Annotated in this window: 13 protein-coding genes; 12 read left to right on the top strand and 1 reads right to left on the bottom strand. The window is 38.7% G+C overall.

The annotated features are described in order from the left end of the window. Positions 1 to 58 precede the first annotated feature (58 nt). The 4 genes from NSQ57_RS22405 to NSQ57_RS22390 all read left to right on the top strand — a co-directional run bounded on the left by NSQ57_RS22405 (position 59) and on the right by NSQ57_RS22390 (position 8,556). Positions 59 to 2,569: a DUF3656 domain-containing protein gene (locus NSQ57_RS22405; RefSeq protein WP_340957026.1), complete on the top strand. Its 2,511-nt coding sequence runs from the start codon at positions 59 to 61 to the stop codon at positions 2,567 to 2,569. 198 nt (positions 2,570 to 2,767) lie between these two features. Further along, the gene (gene galU / locus NSQ57_RS22400; protein WP_340933341.1) at positions 2,768 to 3,658 is read left to right on the top strand and encodes a UTP--glucose-1-phosphate uridylyltransferase GalU; all 891 of its coding nucleotides are present in this window, start codon (positions 2,768 to 2,770) and stop codon (positions 3,656 to 3,658) included. Between the two features lie 344 nt (positions 3,659 to 4,002). Next, positions 4,003 to 7,212 (top strand): lantibiotic dehydratase, encoded by a 3,210-nt coding sequence (locus NSQ57_RS22395; protein WP_342425312.1) that lies wholly within the window; start codon positions 4,003 to 4,005, stop codon positions 7,210 to 7,212. 3 nt (positions 7,213 to 7,215) lie between these two features. Further along, entirely contained in the window at positions 7,216 to 8,556 is a 1,341-nt protein-coding gene (locus NSQ57_RS22390) for a lanthionine synthetase C family protein (RefSeq protein WP_342425311.1), read from the top strand. 116 nt (positions 8,557 to 8,672) lie between these two features. Here the strand turns inward: NSQ57_RS22390 and NSQ57_RS22385 are convergent, their stop codons facing one another. Further along, positions 8,673 to 11,132, bottom strand: coding sequence for an O-antigen ligase family protein (locus NSQ57_RS22385; RefSeq protein WP_342425310.1), 2,460 nt, complete (start codon positions 11,130 to 11,132; stop codon positions 8,673 to 8,675). A 235-nt stretch (positions 11,133 to 11,367) separates the two neighbouring features. Here NSQ57_RS22385 and NSQ57_RS22380 point away from each other — a divergent pair, with 235 nt between their 5' ends. From NSQ57_RS22380 to NSQ57_RS22345, 8 genes are all read left to right on the top strand, one after another. Next, a complete protein-coding gene (locus tag NSQ57_RS22380; protein ID WP_340933334.1) occupies positions 11,368 to 12,738 on the top strand; it encodes a class I SAM-dependent methyltransferase in 1,371 nt (456 codons plus the stop codon). Positions 12,739 to 12,785: 47 nt separating this feature from the next. Beyond that, complete coding sequence (locus NSQ57_RS22375) at positions 12,786 to 13,721, top strand: NAD-dependent epimerase/dehydratase family protein (protein ID WP_342425309.1); 936 nt, start codon at positions 12,786 to 12,788, stop codon at positions 13,719 to 13,721. A gap of 805 nt (positions 13,722 to 14,526) precedes the next feature. Continuing rightward, complete coding sequence (locus tag NSQ57_RS22370) at positions 14,527 to 15,258, top strand: ABC transporter ATP-binding protein (RefSeq protein ID WP_103047484.1); 732 nt, start codon at positions 14,527 to 14,529, stop codon at positions 15,256 to 15,258. Positions 15,259 to 15,291: 33 nt separating this feature from the next. Next, positions 15,292 to 16,128 carry a glycosyltransferase gene (locus NSQ57_RS22365; protein ID WP_342425308.1) on the top strand — a complete coding sequence of 279 codons (837 nt, stop codon included), beginning with the start codon at positions 15,292 to 15,294 and terminating at the stop codon, positions 16,126 to 16,128. A gap of 34 nt (positions 16,129 to 16,162) precedes the next feature. After that, complete coding sequence (locus tag NSQ57_RS22360) at positions 16,163 to 17,866, top strand: glycosyltransferase (protein ID WP_340933328.1); 1,704 nt, start codon at positions 16,163 to 16,165, stop codon at positions 17,864 to 17,866. A 27-nt stretch (positions 17,867 to 17,893) separates the two neighbouring features. After that, on the top strand, positions 17,894 to 18,865 hold the full coding sequence (locus NSQ57_RS22355; protein WP_340933325.1) for a methyltransferase domain-containing protein: 972 nt from the start codon (positions 17,894 to 17,896) through the stop codon (positions 18,863 to 18,865). A gap of 36 nt (positions 18,866 to 18,901) precedes the next feature. Continuing rightward, positions 18,902 to 20,599 carry a glycosyltransferase gene (locus tag NSQ57_RS22350; RefSeq protein ID WP_341071270.1) on the top strand — a complete coding sequence of 566 codons (1,698 nt, stop codon included), beginning with the start codon at positions 18,902 to 18,904 and terminating at the stop codon, positions 20,597 to 20,599. Beyond that, the gene (locus NSQ57_RS22345; RefSeq protein WP_340933322.1) at positions 20,589 to 21,320 is read left to right on the top strand and encodes a hypothetical protein; all 732 of its coding nucleotides are present in this window, start codon (positions 20,589 to 20,591) and stop codon (positions 21,318 to 21,320) included. The genes NSQ57_RS22350 and NSQ57_RS22345 overlap by 11 nt, the downstream gene beginning before the upstream one ends. Positions 21,321 to 21,326: the final 6 nt, after the last annotated feature.

Here is a 21,326-nt window from a genome sequence, read left to right as displayed (position 1 = left end):
GAAAACAACGATTATTCCTCGGGGGATCATTCGTTTTCAGCATATGGGGAGGGCAATAATGAAATCAGCAGTACGAAGAGAAGATGTCGAGCTTCTGGCACCAGCCGGTGACTGGGATTGTATGCGTGCGGCGGTGGCAAACGGGGCTGATGCGATCTTTTTCGGGGTGGAAAAGTTCAATGCACGAGCACGAGCGAATAATTTTCGCATGGAGGAACTGCCTGAAATTATGGCGTTTTTGCATAGCTATGGAGTTAAAGGTTTTTTAACATTCAATATATTGGTATTTGAAAACGAGTTGGAGGACGCTAAGGAGCTGGTCGATGCCTGTATTGATGCCGGAGTCGACGCCTTAATTGTCCAAGATATGGGCTTGGTGAAAATGATCCGCGACATTTCACCGGATTTCCCGATCCATGGTTCTACCCAAATGACGATTACCTCGCCGGAAGCGGTAGAGTTTACAAAGCCGTACAATATGGAACGGGTCGTGCTTGGACGCGAAAACAACCTGAAACAGATCCAAAAAATAGGCGACCAGGCGAGACTTCCAATGGAGGTATTCGTACATGGAGCGTTATGCGTATCTTATTCTGGCCAATGCCTGACTTCAGAAATGTGGGGCGGCCGCTCTGCTAACCGTGGTGAGTGTGCACAGGCATGTCGTTTACCTTACGATCTGATGGTGGACGGAGAGCAGAAACCAATGGCAGATGTGACGTATCTGCTGTCACCTAAGGATCTGGCAGCGATTGACTTGATGCCTGAACTGATCGACGCGGGTGTTGTTTCTTTTAAAATTGAAGGGCGACTGAAAACACCTGAATATGTGGCGAATGTGGTCAGCAAGTACCGCAAGGCCATTGATAAGTATTTTGATGGCGATACGTCCAAGACCAGCAAAGAAGATATCCGCGAGCTGCAACAGAGCTTTTCACGCGGCTTTACGCACGGTTTTCTCGAAGGGACCAATAACAAGAAGCTGGTTGACGGTACGTTCCCGAAAAGCCGGGGGGTGTATCTGGGCCGAGTGGAACAAATCCTTCGTGATGGTGTAGTGTGCCGTATTGATGCCCCACTCAAGCGTGGCGATGGGATTGTATTCGATGCGGGAGATCCCACGCAAAAGGAAGAAGGCGGACGCGTATACGATATCCGTCGCAAGGGCGTGAAGATTGAAGGCGAAGCCGGAGAAGGCTGGATCATTGACATCGTAGCGGGACGAAACGATGTGGATCTGCGCCGTGTGCACGTGGGCGACCGCATTTGGAAGACCAACGACCCAGCGCTGGATAAACGTCTGCGCCAGTCGTACGACACGGACAAGCCGTACCGGGTCTTCCCGGTACATGTGCGAGTCAGCGGCTCCCCAGGGCAACCGCTGTCGACGTGGTGGACCGATGTGCAAAAGGGCACAACGGTCCGCGTGGACTCCGAGCTGGAACTCGAAATTGCCCAGAAGCGTCCGATGACGCACGAACTGCTCGAAGAGCAGTTCGGCCGACTGGGCGGAACGGTGTTCCAGCTGGAAGAACTGGACGTCCATCTGCATGGGGACGTCATCGTGCCGATGCGCGAGCTGAACGGTATCCGCCGTCAGGCGGTGGAACTGCTCGCGGGCGAGCGTCCCAAACCGCCCGTGTACACGAAACGGGCGGTCGAGGTGTATGACGATGCATCGGCTCCGGCATCGTCTGTGGCACGCGGTCAGGCAGAGCTGACCGCGTTGTGCCGCAGCCTCCCTCAGGTGGAGGCTGCGCTCGAGGCCGGCGTGGAATTCATCTACGCCGACTTCGAGTTCATCAAGCAATTCCCAGCAGCCGTAGAGGCTGTGCACGCTGCAGGCCGCCGAATTGCGCTGGCGACCCCGCGTATTCACATGCCGGGTGAAAATGGCTACCACAACAACATCCTGCGCTTGAAGCCGGATGCTGTGTTGGTACGCAATCCAGGGGCACTGTATTTCTACTTGCGACATCGGTTGGAGAACCCGGACGCACATCACCCGCAATTGATTGGTGACTTCTCGCTGAACATAGCCAACCATAAAGCGGCTGATCTGTTCCTGGATTCCGGCTGCGACCTGGTTACGCCTTCGTACGATCTGAACATTCAGCAAATGGTCGATATGCTCAGACGTACACGTACTGATAAGCTGGAGATCGTGATCCAGCAGCATATGCCAATGTTCCATACTGAACATTGCGTATACTGCACCTTTATGAGTGAAGGCACCGACTACACTAACTGTGGACGTCCATGTGAGGACCATCGCGCATCCCTGCGTGATCGAATTGGTATGTCTCATCCGGTCCGTGTGGACGAAGGCTGCCGCAACACGGTGTACAACGCGATTGAGCAATCCGGCGCGGAATATCTGTCCAACTTCCTGGAGCTGGGCGTGTCCCATTACCGCGTGGAATTTTTGGAGGAGACACCGGAGCAAGTGCATGAGGTTATTGATCTCTATAACCGTGCCCTGCGCGGAGAAATCAGTGGAACACAAGTATGGAAGACGCTGAAAGCGACGAATCAGTTGGGTGTTACACGTGGGCAGCTGGTGAAGTAAATAACTGTATATTTGTTCGGGAGCCAGAAAGATTCCGGCAGCATAATATATTCATATAGAAAGCAAGTGATTAGAAGACATGTTCTCTTTGAGGGAAGATGTCTTCTTCTTTAACCTATCAAATTCATCTATCTTCCTGTTATAATCATAGACAGTATATCTATCCCGTTATATTGAAGACAAAAGGAGTTTTAACCTATGAAAATCCGTAAAGCGATTATTCCTGCTGCGGGATTAGGAACCCGGTTCCTTCCTGCTACAAAAGCGATGCCTAAAGAGATGCTTCCCATTGTAGACAAACCAACAATTCAATATATTATTGAAGAGGCTGTTGCATCTGGTATAGAGGATATCATTATCGTTACTGGTAAAGGCAAAAGGGCGATTGAGGATCATTTTGACTACTCCTTTGAGCTGGAGCATAATTTGACTGCGAAGGAAAAATGGGATCTGCTCAATGAAGTGCGTAAACCATCGGAGATGGCAGATATCCACTATATTCGTCAAAAGGAACCTAAAGGGTTGGGGCATGCCATCTGGTGTGCACGTAAGTTTATCGGTGACGAACCCTTTGCCGTCCTTTTAGGGGATGACATCGTTGAGTCTGAGAATCCATGCCTCAAACAGATGATTGACGTGTTCGATGAGTATCAGCGTTCTGTTGTAGGTGTAAAACAAGTGGATTGGAACGAGGTACATCGTTACGGCATAGTTGAAGGTCATGCACTTACTTCCAAAATCTCTGAGGCGGAACGATTGGTAGAAAAGCCAAAGAAGGAAGAAGCAACCTCCAACTTGGCGATCATGGGACGTTATATTCTGACGCCTGATATTTTTGATATCCTGGGTCAGCAATCGGCGGGAGTAGGCGGGGAGATTCAGTTGACGGACGCATTGTCCAAACTGGGAGAAAAGAATCCGATCCTAGCCTACGAATTTGACGGCAATCGCCATGACGTTGGCGAGAAATTAGGATTCATTGAAACTACTATTCATTATGCTCTGCAGCATAACGAAATCAAGGATGAAGTACTGGCTTATATGAGACAGGTTATTGAAAAAATTGATGGTAATGTAACAAAATTGTAATTGTATGCGATAAAAAGATTTTTTGGATTTTTGAGTATTATATTAAAATAAGAGAGGGATATTCCAAATATTATCTTATTTTAGCGAAGGAGGTATAGAGATGAACCCTTTAGATCTATTCACTTTGCAACAAAAAGACACCCTTGATTTGGACTTGCAGATTAGTGCTTTATCAGTTAATTCTGCACCTCAATGTAGTGTTACTCGCTCTGTTTCCTGTGCTGCTTCTTCTTGTTATAGTTGGAATAAATACGTAACTTGCAACTGCTGTGTTTAGTTAACAAAACAACCCCAGATATGATTCTTATATCTGGGGTTATTTACGTTAAGGAGGCTCATGAGCTATGAAGAACGCTGAGAGCAGGAATACAGATATGAATATGTTCAAAGCTTTGGAATTTTTTTTAGTTAGAATTCCGTTGTTGTCTATTGAACAGTACAAAGAATTATTCAATGAACCTTGGAATGAAGGTTTGCAGAATAGACTATTCCATATTTTGGAAGATCCGATTATCCGTGAGGCACTTTTGATTGCCAGTCCCTCATTAATGAACTCTGTTAATCAAATAATGGACAATTCAAATTTAAAGAAAGTAGATAAGGTTATCAAAGCATTAGCTTATTATATGATTAGGCTTTCAACACGAGCTACCCCTTATGGTCTTTTTGCTGGTGTTGCTGTGGGTTCCTTTGATAATGAAAACAAACTTGTATTAGGAGATCTGAGCTGTAACAGAAAAGTAGCACGTCCAGATATGCAATGGTTAATGAATCTCGTAAAGAGTTTGGAACGTATGAGGCATGTCGTTAAGCAAATCAAAGTACGTATGAATCCGATCTTTTATGTTTCCGGATCGCGTATGAAGTTACCTTATCTTAATTATATAGATCATAGTGATTCCACTAATGAAATCAAAAGTAGTTCAATCCGCATTTCCAAGTTTGTGGACTATGCCGTTCACTGTGCGAAAGAGCCTATTCCCATAAAGTTGTTAATGATTAAGATGCAAGAAGAGTTCCCCACTATAAATCGAGAGCAGTTATTTGATTTTTTGATGAAGTTAGTAGAGCAAGAGTTTTTAATAAGTGATTTAAGGCCGCCTCTATCCATTCGTAACTCTGAAATGCCGTTTGAATATTTAAAAGGGCAACTAGCATCCGTAACAGGTATAGACGATCTCAAGACTTCCATTCAAAAGATTCATAACCACGTACAACAATATAATCGAACCTCTGTAGGTGAGGGGGAAGAGCTATATATAGACATAAGCAACAGTATGAATAAAATGTTTCCTTGCAAAGATCCACTCCAAATTGATATGGAAACATCTATAATAAGTGCAACTTTAAGCCACAGTATAGCTGAAGAGGTTGCCGAAGCTGCCGAAATTTTATGGAGACTATCGAATGATGTGTGCAATCCGCATCTTGAGACCTATCGGAGTGCTTTTATTGAGAAGTATGGATTACATCGGCAGATTCCCTTGTTAGAACTGTTGGATGAAGATATGGGATTAGGAGCTCCTCCAGGTTATGAATATCCTGTGAGCAGACGAAGTTGGGAAATACCTGCTACCAATACTGACAGAGATAAACAATTAGCATGTTGGGTTGGAGAAGCGATCAAACAAGGTAGTATCGAGATTGAGCTTACAGATGAAAAGATCAAAAAAATAGAAAGTGTTCCATCTGATCTCATACCTCCGCCATCTTTAGAGATGTATGTTACCATTGCCGCTTCGAATTCGAATGATCTGGAAAAGAAGAGTTATAAATTGATTATAAATCCCAATTCAGGAGACCCAGGTGCAGGCAAAGCATTTGGCAGATTTGGTCCGATTCTAAATGAAGTTGCACAAGGGAAAATCTCCAGTATTTATGAGCTACAATCTGATCAGGATCCAAACGTAGTTTTTGCGGAACTTATTTATTTAACAACTAATAATAGGCATTCAAACGTTGTTATAACAAATCGATCTTGTTCTCATCAGATTATCCTTGGAACGAATAATTACACAGATGATGGAGCGGCAACCATCCCTTTATCTGATTTATATGTAGGTTGTACACACAACTCTTTTTATTTAATATCACGTTCTTTGAATAAGAGAGTGATTCCTATATCTACAAATATGCTGAATTATTATAGGGCGCCTAATATTTATCGATTTTTACGTGAAATTCAACAGGAAGGGCAAAGAAATATTTCATCGTTTCAATGGGGAAGCCTCTCAGGATTTCCGTTTCTGCCCCGCGTAAGGTACGGTAATACTATTCTTTCACCAGCGATGTGGTCCTTTAATGCAGGTATGGAGGCTTTTCAGGGATGTCATACCAAAAGTGATTGGGCTCATGCATTTGAAAGGTATAGGAAGGAGTGGAGTATTCCGCGGCACGTGTATATAACCATTGATGATAACAGATTATTAATGGATACTACACATGATTTTTGTATATCCGAACTATATGATAAATATCAAAAGCTTTCAGGTCCTGCATCCCTTTGGTTGACTGAATGCGGTTTTGAATGGAATGAAGTATGGGGAGAGTCCACTAAAGGACACCACATTGCTGAGTATGTCATTCCTTTAGTGAGAATGAATGGAATAGTCCCGTCTGGTATAAAGGATCTTGTTCAGCCTAGTGCTATGCAAAACCCCATCAGTACTAGTAGGATGAATGTCTACTTTCCGGGAGATGAATGGCTTTACGTCAAGCTGTATGGCATGTCTGAGCGTGAAAGGGAATTTATTGGGAACTACCTCAGACCGTTTTGTGAGTTGGCAGAAAAACAAAAAATTATTGATCGATATTTTATCGTTCGATATAGAGATTCTGACGATCATGTACGTGTGAGATTTCATGGAGATGCAGCAAGGTTGTGTGCACAACTAATTCCTGCTATTCAATCGTGGGCGAACAAGCTCAAGCAGGAAGGACTGCTGAACCAAGTTGTGTATGATACATACGTGCCAGAGGTGGAAAGATACGGCGGAGAAAGCCTGATTCAACTGGCAGAAGAGATTTTTGCCGAGGATTCCAAACTTACTTCTGAATTCATCTTTTTGCAATATAACAAGAAGTTGAAGATTGATTTGGAACATATTGCGTTTATTAGTGTGGTTGATATGTTAAATCAATGGATACCTTCATTAGCTAAACAGGCTGAATGGTCTCAACAGAAAGATTGGAACAATAATCACACCAAAACATTTCAAAAAAATCGTATATGGTACATGTCAATATCCGATGTTTCAGATCAATGGAGTTCATTGAGAGCATATGATTATGGTGAATTTATGATAGAGCGCTTTCAACCTCGTAGGGAAAAACTAAAGCAATATAAGGAGAGCTTCCTTCAGATAAAAGAGGAAACATACGGGGGTGAACCTTTATTGGATATTATGGAAAGTTTTATTCACATGCACCTGAACAGACTGATAGGCACGGATCGAATGAAAGAGGCGAAAGTAATGTCACTATTGAGTCATGCCCTTTATCATCTGAATCGTGCTCAGAAGTACACAAAGCGAATGAATAATAAGGAGAACTGAAATATGATCACAACAGGAATATCGGAAGATTTGCGTCAGACTATTCTGGAGATTGTACAAAGAGTTGCAAGAAGATTGGAAGACCCAGAATATGTAATTTCTGTATGCTCATCAAAGACAAATCAAACAGCCTTACAAGAGGATTATAAATGGGATGACATAAGTCTTGCGAGTGGATTTCCAGCAGTGAGTCTACTGTTCGGGAGGTTGGGAGCTGTATTTCAAGAGGATACTTTTACACGATATGCACATCAATATCTTATAAATACAAGAGAAGCACTTAAGCTAGAGGAGAACATCTCATTATCGCTATGGAGCGGGCTGTCGGGCATCGGGTTTACGGCTTATGCGTTATCTGACAAGCTTCGTAAATACCAAGGTTTTATTCAACAGATTAATCATATAATCGTTCGCTATGGCCCAGCTCTGTTGGAGAGCTCAAGAAACAATCTAGAAACAGGGGTCAATTTTCATGACTATGATGTCATTTCAGGGTGGAGTGGAATAGGTAGATATCTGTTATTGTTCCCAGATGTACCTGAGATGAGAGATCTCCTTAAAGATGTTCTCAGCTATCTTGTCATGTTAAGTGGAGAGAGAGCTTGGAAGGGTGAGGTTCTTCCAGGCTGGTATATCCCTGTTCACAATTTACCCTCACATGAGCAGTTGAGGTATCCCGAAGGATATTTTAACATGGGGTTGGCCCATGGCATTCCTGGTCCGTTGGCCTTACTGTCGATAGCCTGGCACCAAAATGTGAGAGTATCAGGCCATAAGGAGGCTATAGAGCGATACAGTTCATGGTTGGACCATTGGAAGCAAAAAAATGATTATGGGTGGTATTGGCCCAATAATATAAGCTACAAAGAGTATATGAACGGAATCATTCCCGATGAAACAGAACGTGAAGCCTGGTGTTATGGATCTCCAGGGGTTGCTAGAAGCTTATGGTTGGCAGGGAGGGCACTAGAGAATGAAGACTTAAAGTCGCTTGCTGTGGATGCCTTTAAATCCATATACGCACGTCCCCGCGAACGTTGGAGTATATATTCTCCAACGGTATGTCATGGCTATTCGGGATTAATAAAGCTTACCCATCAGATGTATCTGGATACGGGAGATATCGAGCTGTGTGAATATGCCCGAGGTTTGCTTTTAGAAGTCGTTGAAAAGTTTGATAGTGAATTAGCGTTCGGTTTTTGTGATATCGTTAAGGATACCCAATCGGTCAAACATTTGGATTTCGTAGGTTTATTGGATGGTGTTTCAGGTATTGTTATGACTTTGTTGGATAGCCTTGAATCCGAGGAAAGTTTTTGGGGAAGGAGCTTATTAATCACATAGCAGGAGGAAGTAAAAGTTAGGATGAAAAAAGGAACACCAGAAGTGAAAAACTTCTGATGTTCCTTTTTTTTTGGTTGATGTAGCTCTGTATTTGCATTCAATGTTAAACGGTATACCTAGAGCTTTAAGGACTTTAACTTCTCAATTTGCTCCTTCTCTTTCGGATCAGTTTGAATCAGTTTGTTATATAAAACTTCGTCGTCTTGGCCCTGCTGCTGTAGGGCAGCAACGTAATAACGAGCAACCTCACGATTCGTAACATCGCTCAGGTCGTCCTTCAGGCCGTTTTTAAGGATGCTTGCAGCCTCAGCAGGCTTACCTGACATGAACTCAATCTTGCCAGTACTAAGCGCAATACCTGAGGTTACTTCAAAGGTACGTGTCAACTCAATTTCAGGTGGAATCGTCTTAAGATGGGCTACCCCATCAAGAACATTCTGATAAGCAGCAAGACCTGCTTGGAAATACTTCCGTTCCTTGGCTGTATCCTTCTGCTCACGTGCCTTATTACCAATAGTGTAGGCCTGGGTAATCAACATATTGTACCAATCATTGTCCCAGTTAAATTTGTGAATATTATTTTCCAAAATGCTGAAAGCTTGCTCATTCTCACCTTTTGCTTGTAAAAGGTTAACTTTGAAGTTATACATGGTTTTATTATACGGTTCTGCCTTCAAGCCCGTATTTAGTATCTCTATTGCAGCATTATAAAATTCCTCTTTTTTCGTTTGATCATACACATTTTTGTATAGTGCAGCCAATCTCAGAACAGAATCGGGGTGTGTAGGGCGAAGTTCAAGATCTTTATTAATAGCACTTTGAATTTCCTCAAAAGATGTGCTGACCGCTATGATCTGTTTGCCATATGAAGCGGCATTAGCCGATTGCACAAAGCGAAAACCTGAGAATAGCACGACGATACTCAGAATACCAATGACTACACTGTACGTGATCCGAAAACCGGAAGCACTCATGGATAAGCGTTTAAGAGGCTTGCTGTCCATAGCAACGGCCATGCCGCCTAGACTCACAAATACCAGTATGCCCATGAACACGTAACTCATATTAAAGTCCAGTAAGCTGTGGAGTAAGATTGAGAGTGCCAGAATAAGGTACAGAAAGTGAGAATCCCGCTCTTCATCATTTTGTCTAATATAGCTACGAGTATATTTGTAGAAAATATATAAGATAAATAACATTAAAATTACAAAACCGAAAATACCTACTTCAACTAGGTACTGCATGAAAAAGTTATGGGCCTGACGGCTGCTATAAGGATAATCCTGATATTCTTCGTATAAAGATGCCCAACCGCCGCCGCCAGTGCCAATAACAGGATGATCTTTAATCAATTTGGCAGCATCCTGATAGAATGCAATTCGTTCAAGTACACTATGCTGGCGAAAATTAATGTTTTCCAACCGGACCTGAACATTCTCCGGCAGTACGCTGCGCAGGCCAGTTCCTATTAACAGAAAAGCCAGCAAGCCAATCACCACAACTGATCCGACAGGTAGCCACAGGTTGGAGAATTTGCGGGAGGTCCATCCTTTGAGGACATTTTCCAGCTTTGGTGCCAGATAACGTTCAACAAGCCACAGTACAACAGTTACAGCCAGGGAGACACCAATTAGTAACCCCCAAGCCTTCGCAGCCTCTCCGCCGTTGTAGGTCTTGTTGAGCTGTAAACCCATATTTGTAATCGGCGCCAAGATAGATATTGACGCTATACCAGCAATGGCGCAATGTAAAATCCATATAATTTGGCGTGCTGGTTTAAGGAAAAGCAAAAGCAGCACGAATACGACAGGCAACATAACCAGACCGCCCCGAGACAAAGTCAGGAATAGCGAGACCAGAATAGGCACCAACATGAAGCTGTGAATAGCCTTGCCATACCATAGTTTTGATTTCATCAAACAGAAAACGGCAGCGAATAGGATGGCCATTAGAAAGGCAGCGTATGTATTCGCATATTGAAACACTGATGTTAGCCGGAGACCATTTGTATCTGTCATAACTGCATTGATATAGCGATACTGGTACACATATTGGGTAAACCAGCCTACCATCTTGCCGGCAAGTACCCACTGTCCAAACCAGTTAATGAAGCCAAAGCCTACAATGACATAAGCAACAGTCATAATCAGGTTGTGAATAATCTTATTGCCTAAACGATCCTGGAGTAGATAGATTGAGATGATAAACAGGGCGGCATATATGCACTGTACCACCACCATATTCATGGCCAGGTAATGTGAAGCTGCTGAAGTCAGTGAAAGCACATAAGTCAGAGGAAGCAGTAGTACTAATACAGCCAGCCAATCCCTTTGCTCTTCCAGCTTGAATTTTTTATAATAGGTTACGATTCCTAAAATCAATAGAATCGTGCTGATGATCAAAGCCCAATACAGAGGTTTCTCAAAATCGAGCATTTGACCATTAAAAAGTGCAGCCTGGAAGGGGGCCCAAGCTAAGAACAAAATCATGCCAACAATTAACACCCAAAACATAGCCGGCCTTTTATCGTCACGGGTCGACGTTTTGGCCTGTTTCCCGTATACTGGATTCGACAAGGTTTACAATCTCCTTTTCTTGTAGATACGTCAATATTTTAGCATAAAAATTTGCTTCTACATAGCTCTGCTCCTAGAGAGTGTAGATAATGTTAGAGCTTGGGGACAGTTGTGTCCGGCCTATACTAAACTTAATGTTTTATTATTAAAGGTAGACTTGTTCCAATAACCGAGGATATTATGCCTAAAGATTGTATTGAAAAATAAAGCTCTGCTTGGAGATGGGGTTGACTTTATGTTAAAGAAAATAGCAAAAAAAATTCCACAATTAAACAAGATAGTTGATGAGAGAAATAGATATGCTCTTGATAGCGAGAAGAAATATGAGAAGATTTTAGAATTGGAACGTATTAACGCAGACTTAGTGTCTAGAATTGCATTGGATAGGAGCTTCAAAGATGACTTGTTGAAGCAAAATGAAATTGTTAAATGGAAGTGTAAAGAGAACAGGCTTGAAAATCAAATTTCAAGCTATTTAGACGGAGACGGGAGTATCATAGATCATTCCTTCATTAGACTTGCAGAAGATCAACATGTTGTTGCGTTCATTCCAGTTGAGCTACTTTTCACGGAAGACAAAATTACAGCATATTCCAAAGTGGATCAAATAACGGCGAATTGGGAGCATCAAAACACAGTTTGGGAAAATATTAATTTGGTTAGATTAAAACCTCATCGGGACCTAATGAATTTTTTTAAAGGCCTTGAAAAGAGCCCTGATGCCTATATTAAATGGTTTGAAAACTTATTTTCTTCAAGAGGGCTAATTTCGGAATCTTCAATAGCTGTAATAGATAGACGTCATAGAGAATTTCAATGCATGAGCAAGGAGCTAAATAAAGGAATTGATTTTTTTGCGGATAATCCAATAGAAGTCAGATGGAACCCTAGCGGTTATTTTAATATAATCGATGGTCATCATCGCGCAATGTTTCTTTACTGTTCTGGAATGAGGTTGATTCCAGCAAAAGTTAGCGTCCAAGAGTTTATAAATTGGAGAAATAAAGAAAAAGCTTTGGAATGTCTTGAATTAATTAATGAACAGGAAAGAAGCGAATTTTATACACCTATTTGTAATCCATATTTTTATGATAGGCCTGCTTATCGTGATAATTCGTATAAATCAAGATTAGACCATATACTTGAATTTTTCAATTCGCAGAGGTTTAGTAATTATAAGATCTTAGATATTGGTTCAAACCTAGGATATTATTCACAATTTTTTAGCAGAGAAGGAGCAAAAGTTACTGCTTTGGAACCTGACAAACAACACTATGATTTGGCAAAATTATTAACGGAGCTTACACATACAAATATTACGTTACTTCAAGATAAAATTGAAGAGTATGAAACGAGTGGAACTTACGATGTTGCGATATTTTTAACTGTTTTTTATCATTTTTTCGAAGATAAAAGAGAGCTTATTATCCAGAATCTTGATAAGTTGATCACTTCATTTATTATCTGGGAATCTGGCGATAATCCTCAAATGGAGATCGATTACATTACCCAAAACTCTAAATTTACTTATTACAAACAGATTGCCGACACATATGGGACGGATAAAATTAGGGAGTTAGGTGTTTTTTCCGTGAATCCTTTTTGAATAATAATGAGCGCATAAAGTACAAATTTGTTATGGAGTGATTGATAATGAAGATATTAATATCTGGTGGGGCAGGATTTATAGGGTCAAATGTTGCTGAACAATTGCTAAATTTAGGGCATCATGTTTTTGTAATTGATAATTTATCCACTGGAAAACTAGGCAATTTAGATGACAGAGCTGTTTTCTTTGAAGCTGACATTACATCTGAACAACTGGATAAATTATTCAATCAGATTAAGCCTGATCAAGTATTACATTTTGCGGCCCAAGTAAATGTGAATAGATCAATTGAGGACCCTCTGTTGGATGAGGAGACTAATATTAAAGGAACAGTTAACATATTGGAAAACTGCAAGAAGCATGGTGTTAAAAAAATTATATATGCTTCTTCTGCGGCGGTTTATGGTGTGCCTCAAAACTTACCTATTGCTGAGAGTCACGTTATAGACCCCATTTCTTTTTACGGCATATCCAAATTTGTACCTGAGCAGTATATTAAAACTTATGCTGCTCTTTACGGACTTAAATATACGATTTTAAGGTATTCTAACGTTTTTGGACCTAAACAAGATCATATTGGTGAAGGAGGAGTAGTCTCTATTTTCATAAACAAGATGTTAAAAAACGAATCCCTTACTGTTTATGGTAATGGAGAGCAGACAAGAGATTTTATTTACGTCCAAGATGTTGTTAGTGCCAATATCGCAGCTATTGATAGCGAGATTAATGGAGTATTTAATGTGAGTACAAATACTACAATTAGTTTGAATGAACTTGTGAGGATTATGTCTGAGTTTAATTCCCAGAAAGTGGAATTGGTCTATCAAGAAAGTAGAGTAGGGGATATTATCCATAGCTGTCTTGATAACAGTTCCGCTATTTCACATCTTAACTGGAAGCCTAAGTACTCTTTAGAAGAAGCATTGAAAGATACTTTTGATTATTACAGAAGAGAAACAATTAATAACGAGTTTATATGAGGAAAGGACTTTTAATGAAAACTTATTGGCAAAATTTTACTAAATATAGATTTCTTCTACGTGAATTAGTCGTTAATGATATCAAGTTAAGATATCGGAAATCAGTTTTAGGTATTATTTGGAGTGTGCTTCATCCGCTAATGATGATGTTTGTTCTTACAATGGTTTTTTCTAATTTGTTCAAAAGTGATGTTCCGTATTTTCCGGTATACGTTTTTACGGGTAGGATTATATGGGATATGTACTCACAATGCACGAGCATGTCTATGAATTCAATTGTAGGAAATGCATCACTAATAAAGAAAGTATATATTCCTAAATATATTTTCCCTCTTGCTAAATGTCTATCAACATTGGTCAATTCAGGATTCTCTCTAATAGCTTTATTGGTTGTTATGTTATTTGTAGGTGTGAAAATAACTCCTGTGCTTCTATTGGTCCCGCTAGCTATATTTTACGTTTTCTTATTCGCAACCGGAGTAGGCTTATTGTTATCTGCCTACACAGTGTTTTTCAGAGATATTAGTTATTTGTACGAAGTTATACTGACGGCCTGGATGTATTTCACTCCATTATTTTATCCTGCGTCTGTACTTCCTGAGAAATATCAGTTTATTTTTTATATAAATCCGTTATACTATATGGTTGATTTTTTTAGACAGATTGTAATGTACCGAACTTTTCCGAGCATTTTTGAAAATGCGATCTGTTTTTCAATAGGGTTTTTAACATTCATTGTTGGTTTTTACGTTTTTTATAAGAAACAAGATAAGTTTATCTTACATGTTTAGTAAGGAGCGAATTAATGAAGGAATCTATTATAGAGGTCGAGAATGTTTCCATGTTGTTTAATTTAAGCTCAGAAAAAATTGATAACTTCAAAGAATACTTTGTAAAGTTGCTTAAAAGACAATTATTTTATAATGAGTTTATTGCTCTTAAAGATGTGTCATTTAAAGTGGAGAAAGGTGATATTCTAGGTCTTGTTGGTCTAAATGGAGCTGGCAAAAGTACGCTCTTAAAAATCATTGCAGGTGTGCTTAAACCCACAACAGGAAACGTTTCTGTTAAAGGAAGCATGGCTCCATTAATAGAGTTAGGAGCAGGATTTAATCTTGATCTTTCTGCAGAAGAAAATATTTATCTTAATGGGGCTGTATTGGGATACTCTAGAGACTTTATGAAACAGAAATATAATGAAATTGTTGACTTTTCTGAGTTACATGAATTTATGAACGTTCCTATTAAAAATTTTTCTTCAGGTATGATTGCCAGGCTGGCTTTTTCAATCGCAACTATAATTGAGCCAGATATACTTATAGTAGATGAAGTTTTAGCCGTCGGTGACTATAAGTTTCAGGAGAAATGTAAAATCAAAATTAACAGCTTACTTAGTAAAGGGACAACTGTATTATTCGTTTCACATTCTTCTGCACAGGTAAAAGAGATTTGTAATAAAGCAATTTGGATTGAAAAGGGGAAAATTATAATGGCAGGCACAGCTGACGAGGTAGTTGATCAATACTCAATGGTCTAATGTCAGAGAATTGCTTTTAGAGAGGTGCATTGAGTGGAAGCTAAAGTAGCCATCATTATGAGAACAAAAAACAGACTTATTTTATTAAATCGAGCAATTCAGAGTGTTATAAGTCAAACCTATGATAATTGGGAGATTCAATTGATTAATAATGGTGGTGATATCGTTCAACTTCAACACCTTTTAAAGCAATATGGCTCTGATGTTCTTAAAAAAATAAAAGTAACTCATACTAAGAGTGATTTATATATGGAAGTTGCTACTAATATTGGTTTGGCCAATAGTAAAGCTGAGTATATTACTTTATTAGATGACGATGACACTTGGAGTCCTGACTTTTTAAGGGTTTGTATAGAAAGTCTAGAAGAAAACAAAGAATTTGATGGAGTTGTGACTTTAACTTATCTAATTCATGAAGAGATATTTAATGGAAACATTACTCAGAAGTTTAAAACTATATTCAATCCAAAACTAAAGAGAGTTTCACTGTTGAAAATTGCAAAAGGCAACTTGTTTACCACAAATTCTTTTGTATATAGAAGAAAGGCTTTGGGTTTGACTGGAGAATACAGAGAAGATCTACCGGTTTTGGGTGATTGGGAATTTAACATTAGATTTATTTTTAATTGTAATGTTGGTGTAATAACTGAACCTCTATCTAATTATCATAAAAGGATTGTTTATGATAATTCAAGTTATAATAATTCAAATATACAGCAACATATTCAATATGATTATAAATTAAGAATGGAATACTTCCGTAAGATTTTTAAAGGTGGATATTTTATTTTAGGTTTTACAATGTTATCGTTTGGATTTGTTAATTCATTTAAGAGATTAGTGAAAAAAATAATCAAAAGATTTAACTAGATTGCGAATTTAAATAGTAAGTAGGCGGTATTTGATGAATGGAAAGGTGATAATATCAGTTATAGTACCAGTATATAACGTAGAGAAATACTTGCGAAAATGCCTAGAGTCTCTGGTCAACCAGACGATGGAGAACATTGAAATTATTGTAGTTGACGATGGAAGCACGGATCAATCATCCGAAATTATCAAAGAATATAAAGAGGCACATCCTGATAAGATTGTTTCCCTGACAAAACCGAATAGTGGATTAGGCGGTACTCGTAATTATGGGTTAAAGTTTGCTAAAGGGGAATATATCGGGTTTGTGGATTCCGATGATTGGGTAGATCGGAAGATGTTTGAAGCGATGTATGGGATGGCGAAGCAAGGCCATGACATTGTGTTATGTGACTTTATGGTGGTGCAAGATGGATGGGAGACTGGTCATGTCGCAAAAGGCTTTCGAGGGACACATTTCAATCCCCAGGAAGTAGTTATTAATTCGATTGATCCAGCGACAGCCTGTAATAAACTATACCACAGAAAGTTTTTCCAAATTGCTGAGTTTACTGATGGGTGGTATGAGGATATTGGGACGACTCCAATCCTGCTTTCATATGCTCATAGTGTGGGTTATTTGGAGCTGGCTTTGTATAATTATAGACAGCGAAGTGGTTCAATCACTTATAGTGCAGATGAGAGAACGAAGGATGTAATTAGTTCTTGGCAGCGGGTGCTGGATAACGTTCACAACAATTTTAGAAAAGAAGCCATATTTGCAGTATACAAGAGCATAGCAACATTTATAGAATTCAAGCCAGCATTTGCGGATGATTTTTTGGAATACGCTCATCAGAAACAAGAGTTGTTTCAACAAAATGATTACTATCAAAAGAATACGCGAAGTAAATCGATAGTTGATTTATTTCAGATGAGGCTAATTCCTAAAAAGTTACATTATTTCTGGTTTGGACATGGCGAGAAGAGTGAACTGATTAAGCGTTGTATGGCATCTTGGGAAAAGTATGCAGGTACGTATGAAATTATTGAATGGAATGAAAGTAATTGTGATATTAACGAAAGTCAATTTGTAAAAGAGGCATATGAGGCAAAAAAGTGGGCATTCGTAGCCGATTATTTTCGGATTAAGGTGATATATGAACAGGGTGGGTTTTACATGGACACGGATGTAGAACTTAAAGCCCCGCTGGACTCATTAAGAACAAGCAATTTCTTTTTTGCTTTCGAAACAAGAGATAATATTAATGCGGCTATATTTGGAGGAATACCTAGATTTGAGTTAGCAAAGAAATGGTTGAAGACATACCAGGAAGAAACGTTTAAAAAGGAAGACGGGACATATAATATGAGTAATAATATTGTAATCCGTCTTACAGGATTGTTGAGGAAAGACTATAAAATAAAGTTAAATGGACAAATGCAGACGTTAAGGGATAATGTCAAAATTTATCCTGCAAACAAGCTAACCATTGATGTATATGACGGAAAGAATTTAGCGGTGCATCATTTTGATGCTTCTTGGTGGGATGTAAAAGATGAAGTATCCTACAAAAATGTCGTTTTACAGGATTATTTTAATAAAGGATTCTTTAACTGGGAATACCCCAGAGGTGTGCTTAAAAAAAATTACCACCAGTTAAAAAATAGAATTTCAACTAACTCTGATTTAACATCTAGAATATTGGATTTAGTTTTAAAGGCTTTATTTAAAATTTATAAAAGTATTTTTAAATGACGATAATGAGAGGGAGGATTGGGGAATTTGAGTATAAAAAAGATAATTATTAATTCATTACCTCCTCTAAAAAAGGTTATTCAGGAGAGGGAAACTTACTATGAGTCATCTAGTAATCTTTATCGGTTACTTGAAGATAAAATTAGAGAGCACGAACAACTCGTTAGAGACAATGAAATACTGAACAATACCTTAAAAAAACTCCATCTCCAAAATGAAAATTTACAAAGCGAGAATAGCGTTCTTTTCAAAGAGAAGAACATTCTCGGAGAAAAGCTTGAGTTGCTTATCAGTGAAAATGAAAATTTATTAGATAAAGTGAACGATTTATCGCGTATTAATGAAGAGTTAATTCAAGAGAATTTCAAACTTAAACAGCAAGAAAAGAAAATTTTGGACATAAGTTCAAGTGAATTTTGGGATAGTCACTATAAAGAAGGCTATACCTCTGGAACAGGGTCATACAATCATCTTGCTGAGTTCAAAGCCAATATAATAAATGAATTTGTTGCAAGCCACCAGATTAATTCTGTAATTGAGTTTGGCTGTGGTGATGGAAATCAACTTTCACTTATGAACTATCCCCTGTATATAGGAATAGACGTTTCTGAAACAATTATCAAGAAAAACAAAGATAAATTTGCTGACTTTGATAATAAAGTTTTTTTTCATAGAGATGAAAAAGATAAATATATGAAAAAAAAGCATGACCTTGCTTTGTCTTTAGATGTGATTTTCCACTTGGTTGAGGACCATGTTTATATAGAGTATATGAAAGATTTATTTAATGCATCAAGTAAGTACGTGATAATTTACTCGAGTAATCATGAGGAATTTACGAGATGGCCGGAATTTAGAAATCGGAAATTTATGAGGTATGTTCAGGAAAATGAAAAAGATTGGAAAATGATCGATTTTATAGCTAATAAATATCCTTTTGAATTAGGTAATGAAGATATGACTTCTCCATCCGATTTTTATATTTTCGAAAAATTATAAGTAGAATAGCTATAATCGAAAGAATAGGCGGTTATTATGAGAAATGATATTAGTGTGTCAGTTATAGTACCGGTATATAACGTAGAGAAATACTTGCGAAAATGCCTAGAGTCTCTGGTCAACCAGACGATGGAGAACATTGAAATTATTGTAGTTGACGATGGAAGCACGGATCAATCATCCGAAATTATCAAAGAATATAAAGAGGCACATCCTGATAAGATTGTTTCCCTGACAAAACCGAATAGTGGATTAGGCGGTACTCGTAATTATGGGTTAAAGTTTGCTAAAGGGGAATATATCGGGTTTGTGGATTCCGATGATTGGGTAGATCGAAAGATGTTTGAAGCGATGTATGGGATGGCGAAGCAAGGCCATGACATTGTGTTATGTGACTTTATGGTGGTGCAAGATGGATGGGAGACTGGTCATGTCGCAAAAGGCTTTCGAGGGACACATTTCAATCCCCAGGAAGTAGTTATTAATTCGATTGATCCAGCGACAGCCTGTAATAAACTATACCACAGAAAGTTTTTCCAAATTGCTGAGTTTACTGATGGGTGGTATGAGGATATTGGGACGACTCCAATCCTGCTTTCATATGCTCATAGTGTGGGTTATTTGGAGCTGGCTTTGTATAATTATAGACAGCGAAGTGGTTCAATCACTTATAGTGCAGATGAGAGAACGAAGGATGTAATTAGTTCTTGGCAGCGGGTGCTGGATAACGTTCACAACAATTTTAGAAAAGAAGCCATATTTGCAGTATACAAGAGCATAGCAACATTTATAGAATTCAAGCCAGCATTTGCGGATGATTTTTTGGAATACGCTCATCAGAAACAAGAGTTGTTTCAACAAAATGATTACTATCAAAAGAATACGCGAAGTAAATCGATAGTTGATTTATTTCAGATGAGGCTAATTCCTAAAAAGTTACATTATTTCTGGTTTGGACATGGCGAGAAGAGTGAACTGATTAAGCGTTGTATGGCATCTTGGGAAAAGTATGCAGGTACGTATGAAATTATTGAATGGAATGAAAGTAATTGTGATATTAACGAAAGTCAATTTGTAAAAGAGGCATATGAGGCAAAAAAGTGGGCATTCGTAGCCGATTATTTTCGGATTAAGGTGATATATGAACAGGGTGGGTTTTACATGGACACGGATGTAGAACTTAAAGCCCCGCTGGACTCATTAAGAACAAGCAATTTCTTTTTTGCTTTCGAAACAAGAGATAATATTAATGCGGCTATATTTGGAGGAATACCTAGATTTGAGTTAGCAAAGAAATGGTTGAAGACATACCAGGAAGAAACGTTTAAAAAGGAAGACGGGACATATAATATGAGTAATAATATTGTAATCCGTCTTACAGGATTGTTGAGGAAAGACTATAAAATAAAGTTAAATGGACAAATGCAGACGTTAAGGGATAATGTCAAAGTTTATCCTGCAAACAAGCTAACCATTGATGTATATGACGGAAAGAATTTAGCGGTGCATCATTTTGATGCTTCTTGGTGGGATGTAAAAGATGAGGTATCCTACAAAAATGTCGTTTTACAGGATTATTTTAAGAATCATGTTTATACTTCATCAGATATACAAAGTGAGATTCAAAAATATCAGCAGCTCATTCACACGTATGAAAACACATTATCTTGGAAGATTACCTCACCATTAAGGAAAATTAGCGCCTTGATAAGGAAGATAAAAAATGATGGTTAAAAAATACGGGCTACTAGTAATCATACTTTTTTTTGTAATATTAGCTGATTCGATTTATTTAACGGATGTGCTGACTCGATTTACTGTTAATTCGATGTTACAGTATACTTTTGTCTTACTGTATTTTTTCTTGCTGTTTTCTATTATATTTTGTTTTACTGTTATTAAGATTAAGAAAGAAACCTCTCGTTCGAGTTATAGGAAAAAATTACTTTTTTCTGTAATAAGTGCAGCTATATTGCTTGTACTGGGGAATTCCATGCTGGTGAATCATTTGTATAAACCATCAACTCTTGAAATAGTAGCTAGTGGGGAAAAAAATGTTGAATCTAAATCAACAGAAGTATGGGTTACCGACATTTTTATTAATGGAGATAAAGCTAATTTCGATTATTTGCCTTGGAGTGGTGGTTGGCAAGTAAAAGACAAAGCTTTATTAAGTTCTGCGAAAGTACCGCAGTCATTAAAGATTAAACTGCCGGCTTCAAAAGATATAAGGGTGAAATTTTTGAAGCATGAGTGGTCAGGCATTGTTGTGATTAAAGATGGCGGTAAAGAGAAATCGTTGGATCTCTACTCTTCCAAAGCATCTAGTTATGAATACAAAGTGAATGGAAGTGAGAATCATCCTTCTGATATAAGACGGATTTCTGATTTGTTTATGGCTTTTATTTTATTATTGAGTATTTTCTTTTTGGTCAGTATTTATATAAAAAAATAGTTTACT

It is taken from the genome of Paenibacillus sp. FSL L8-0502 (assembly GCF_038593055.1).
GTDB lineage: Bacteria > Bacillota > Bacilli > Paenibacillales > Paenibacillaceae > Paenibacillus > Paenibacillus polymyxa_D.
The sequence above is the reverse complement of the archived record's forward strand: the minus strand, read 5'-3'. Positions and strand labels throughout refer to the sequence as shown.

Coding starts and splice junctions, on each gene's coding strand:
- NSQ57_RS22405 (WP_340957026.1), top strand. CDS start 59: ATGAAATCAGCAGTACGAAGAGAAGATGTCGAGCTTCTGGCACCAGCC.
- galU (WP_340933341.1), top strand. CDS start 2,768: ATGAAAATCCGTAAAGCGATTATTCCTGCTGCGGGATTAGGAACCCGG.
- NSQ57_RS22395 (WP_342425312.1), top strand. CDS start 4,003: ATGAAGAACGCTGAGAGCAGGAATACAGATATGAATATGTTCAAAGCT.
- NSQ57_RS22390 (WP_342425311.1), top strand. CDS start 7,216: ATGATCACAACAGGAATATCGGAAGATTTGCGTCAGACTATTCTGGAG.
- NSQ57_RS22380 (WP_340933334.1), top strand. CDS start 11,368: ATGTTAAAGAAAATAGCAAAAAAAATTCCACAATTAAACAAGATAGTT.
- NSQ57_RS22375 (WP_342425309.1), top strand. CDS start 12,786: ATGAAGATATTAATATCTGGTGGGGCAGGATTTATAGGGTCAAATGTT.
- NSQ57_RS22370 (WP_103047484.1), top strand. CDS start 14,527: ATGAAGGAATCTATTATAGAGGTCGAGAATGTTTCCATGTTGTTTAAT.
- NSQ57_RS22360 (WP_340933328.1), top strand. CDS start 16,163: ATGAATGGAAAGGTGATAATATCAGTTATAGTACCAGTATATAACGTA.
- NSQ57_RS22350 (WP_341071270.1), top strand. CDS start 18,902: ATGAGAAATGATATTAGTGTGTCAGTTATAGTACCGGTATATAACGTA.
- NSQ57_RS22345 (WP_340933322.1), top strand. CDS start 20,589: ATGATGGTTAAAAAATACGGGCTACTAGTAATCATACTTTTTTTTGTA.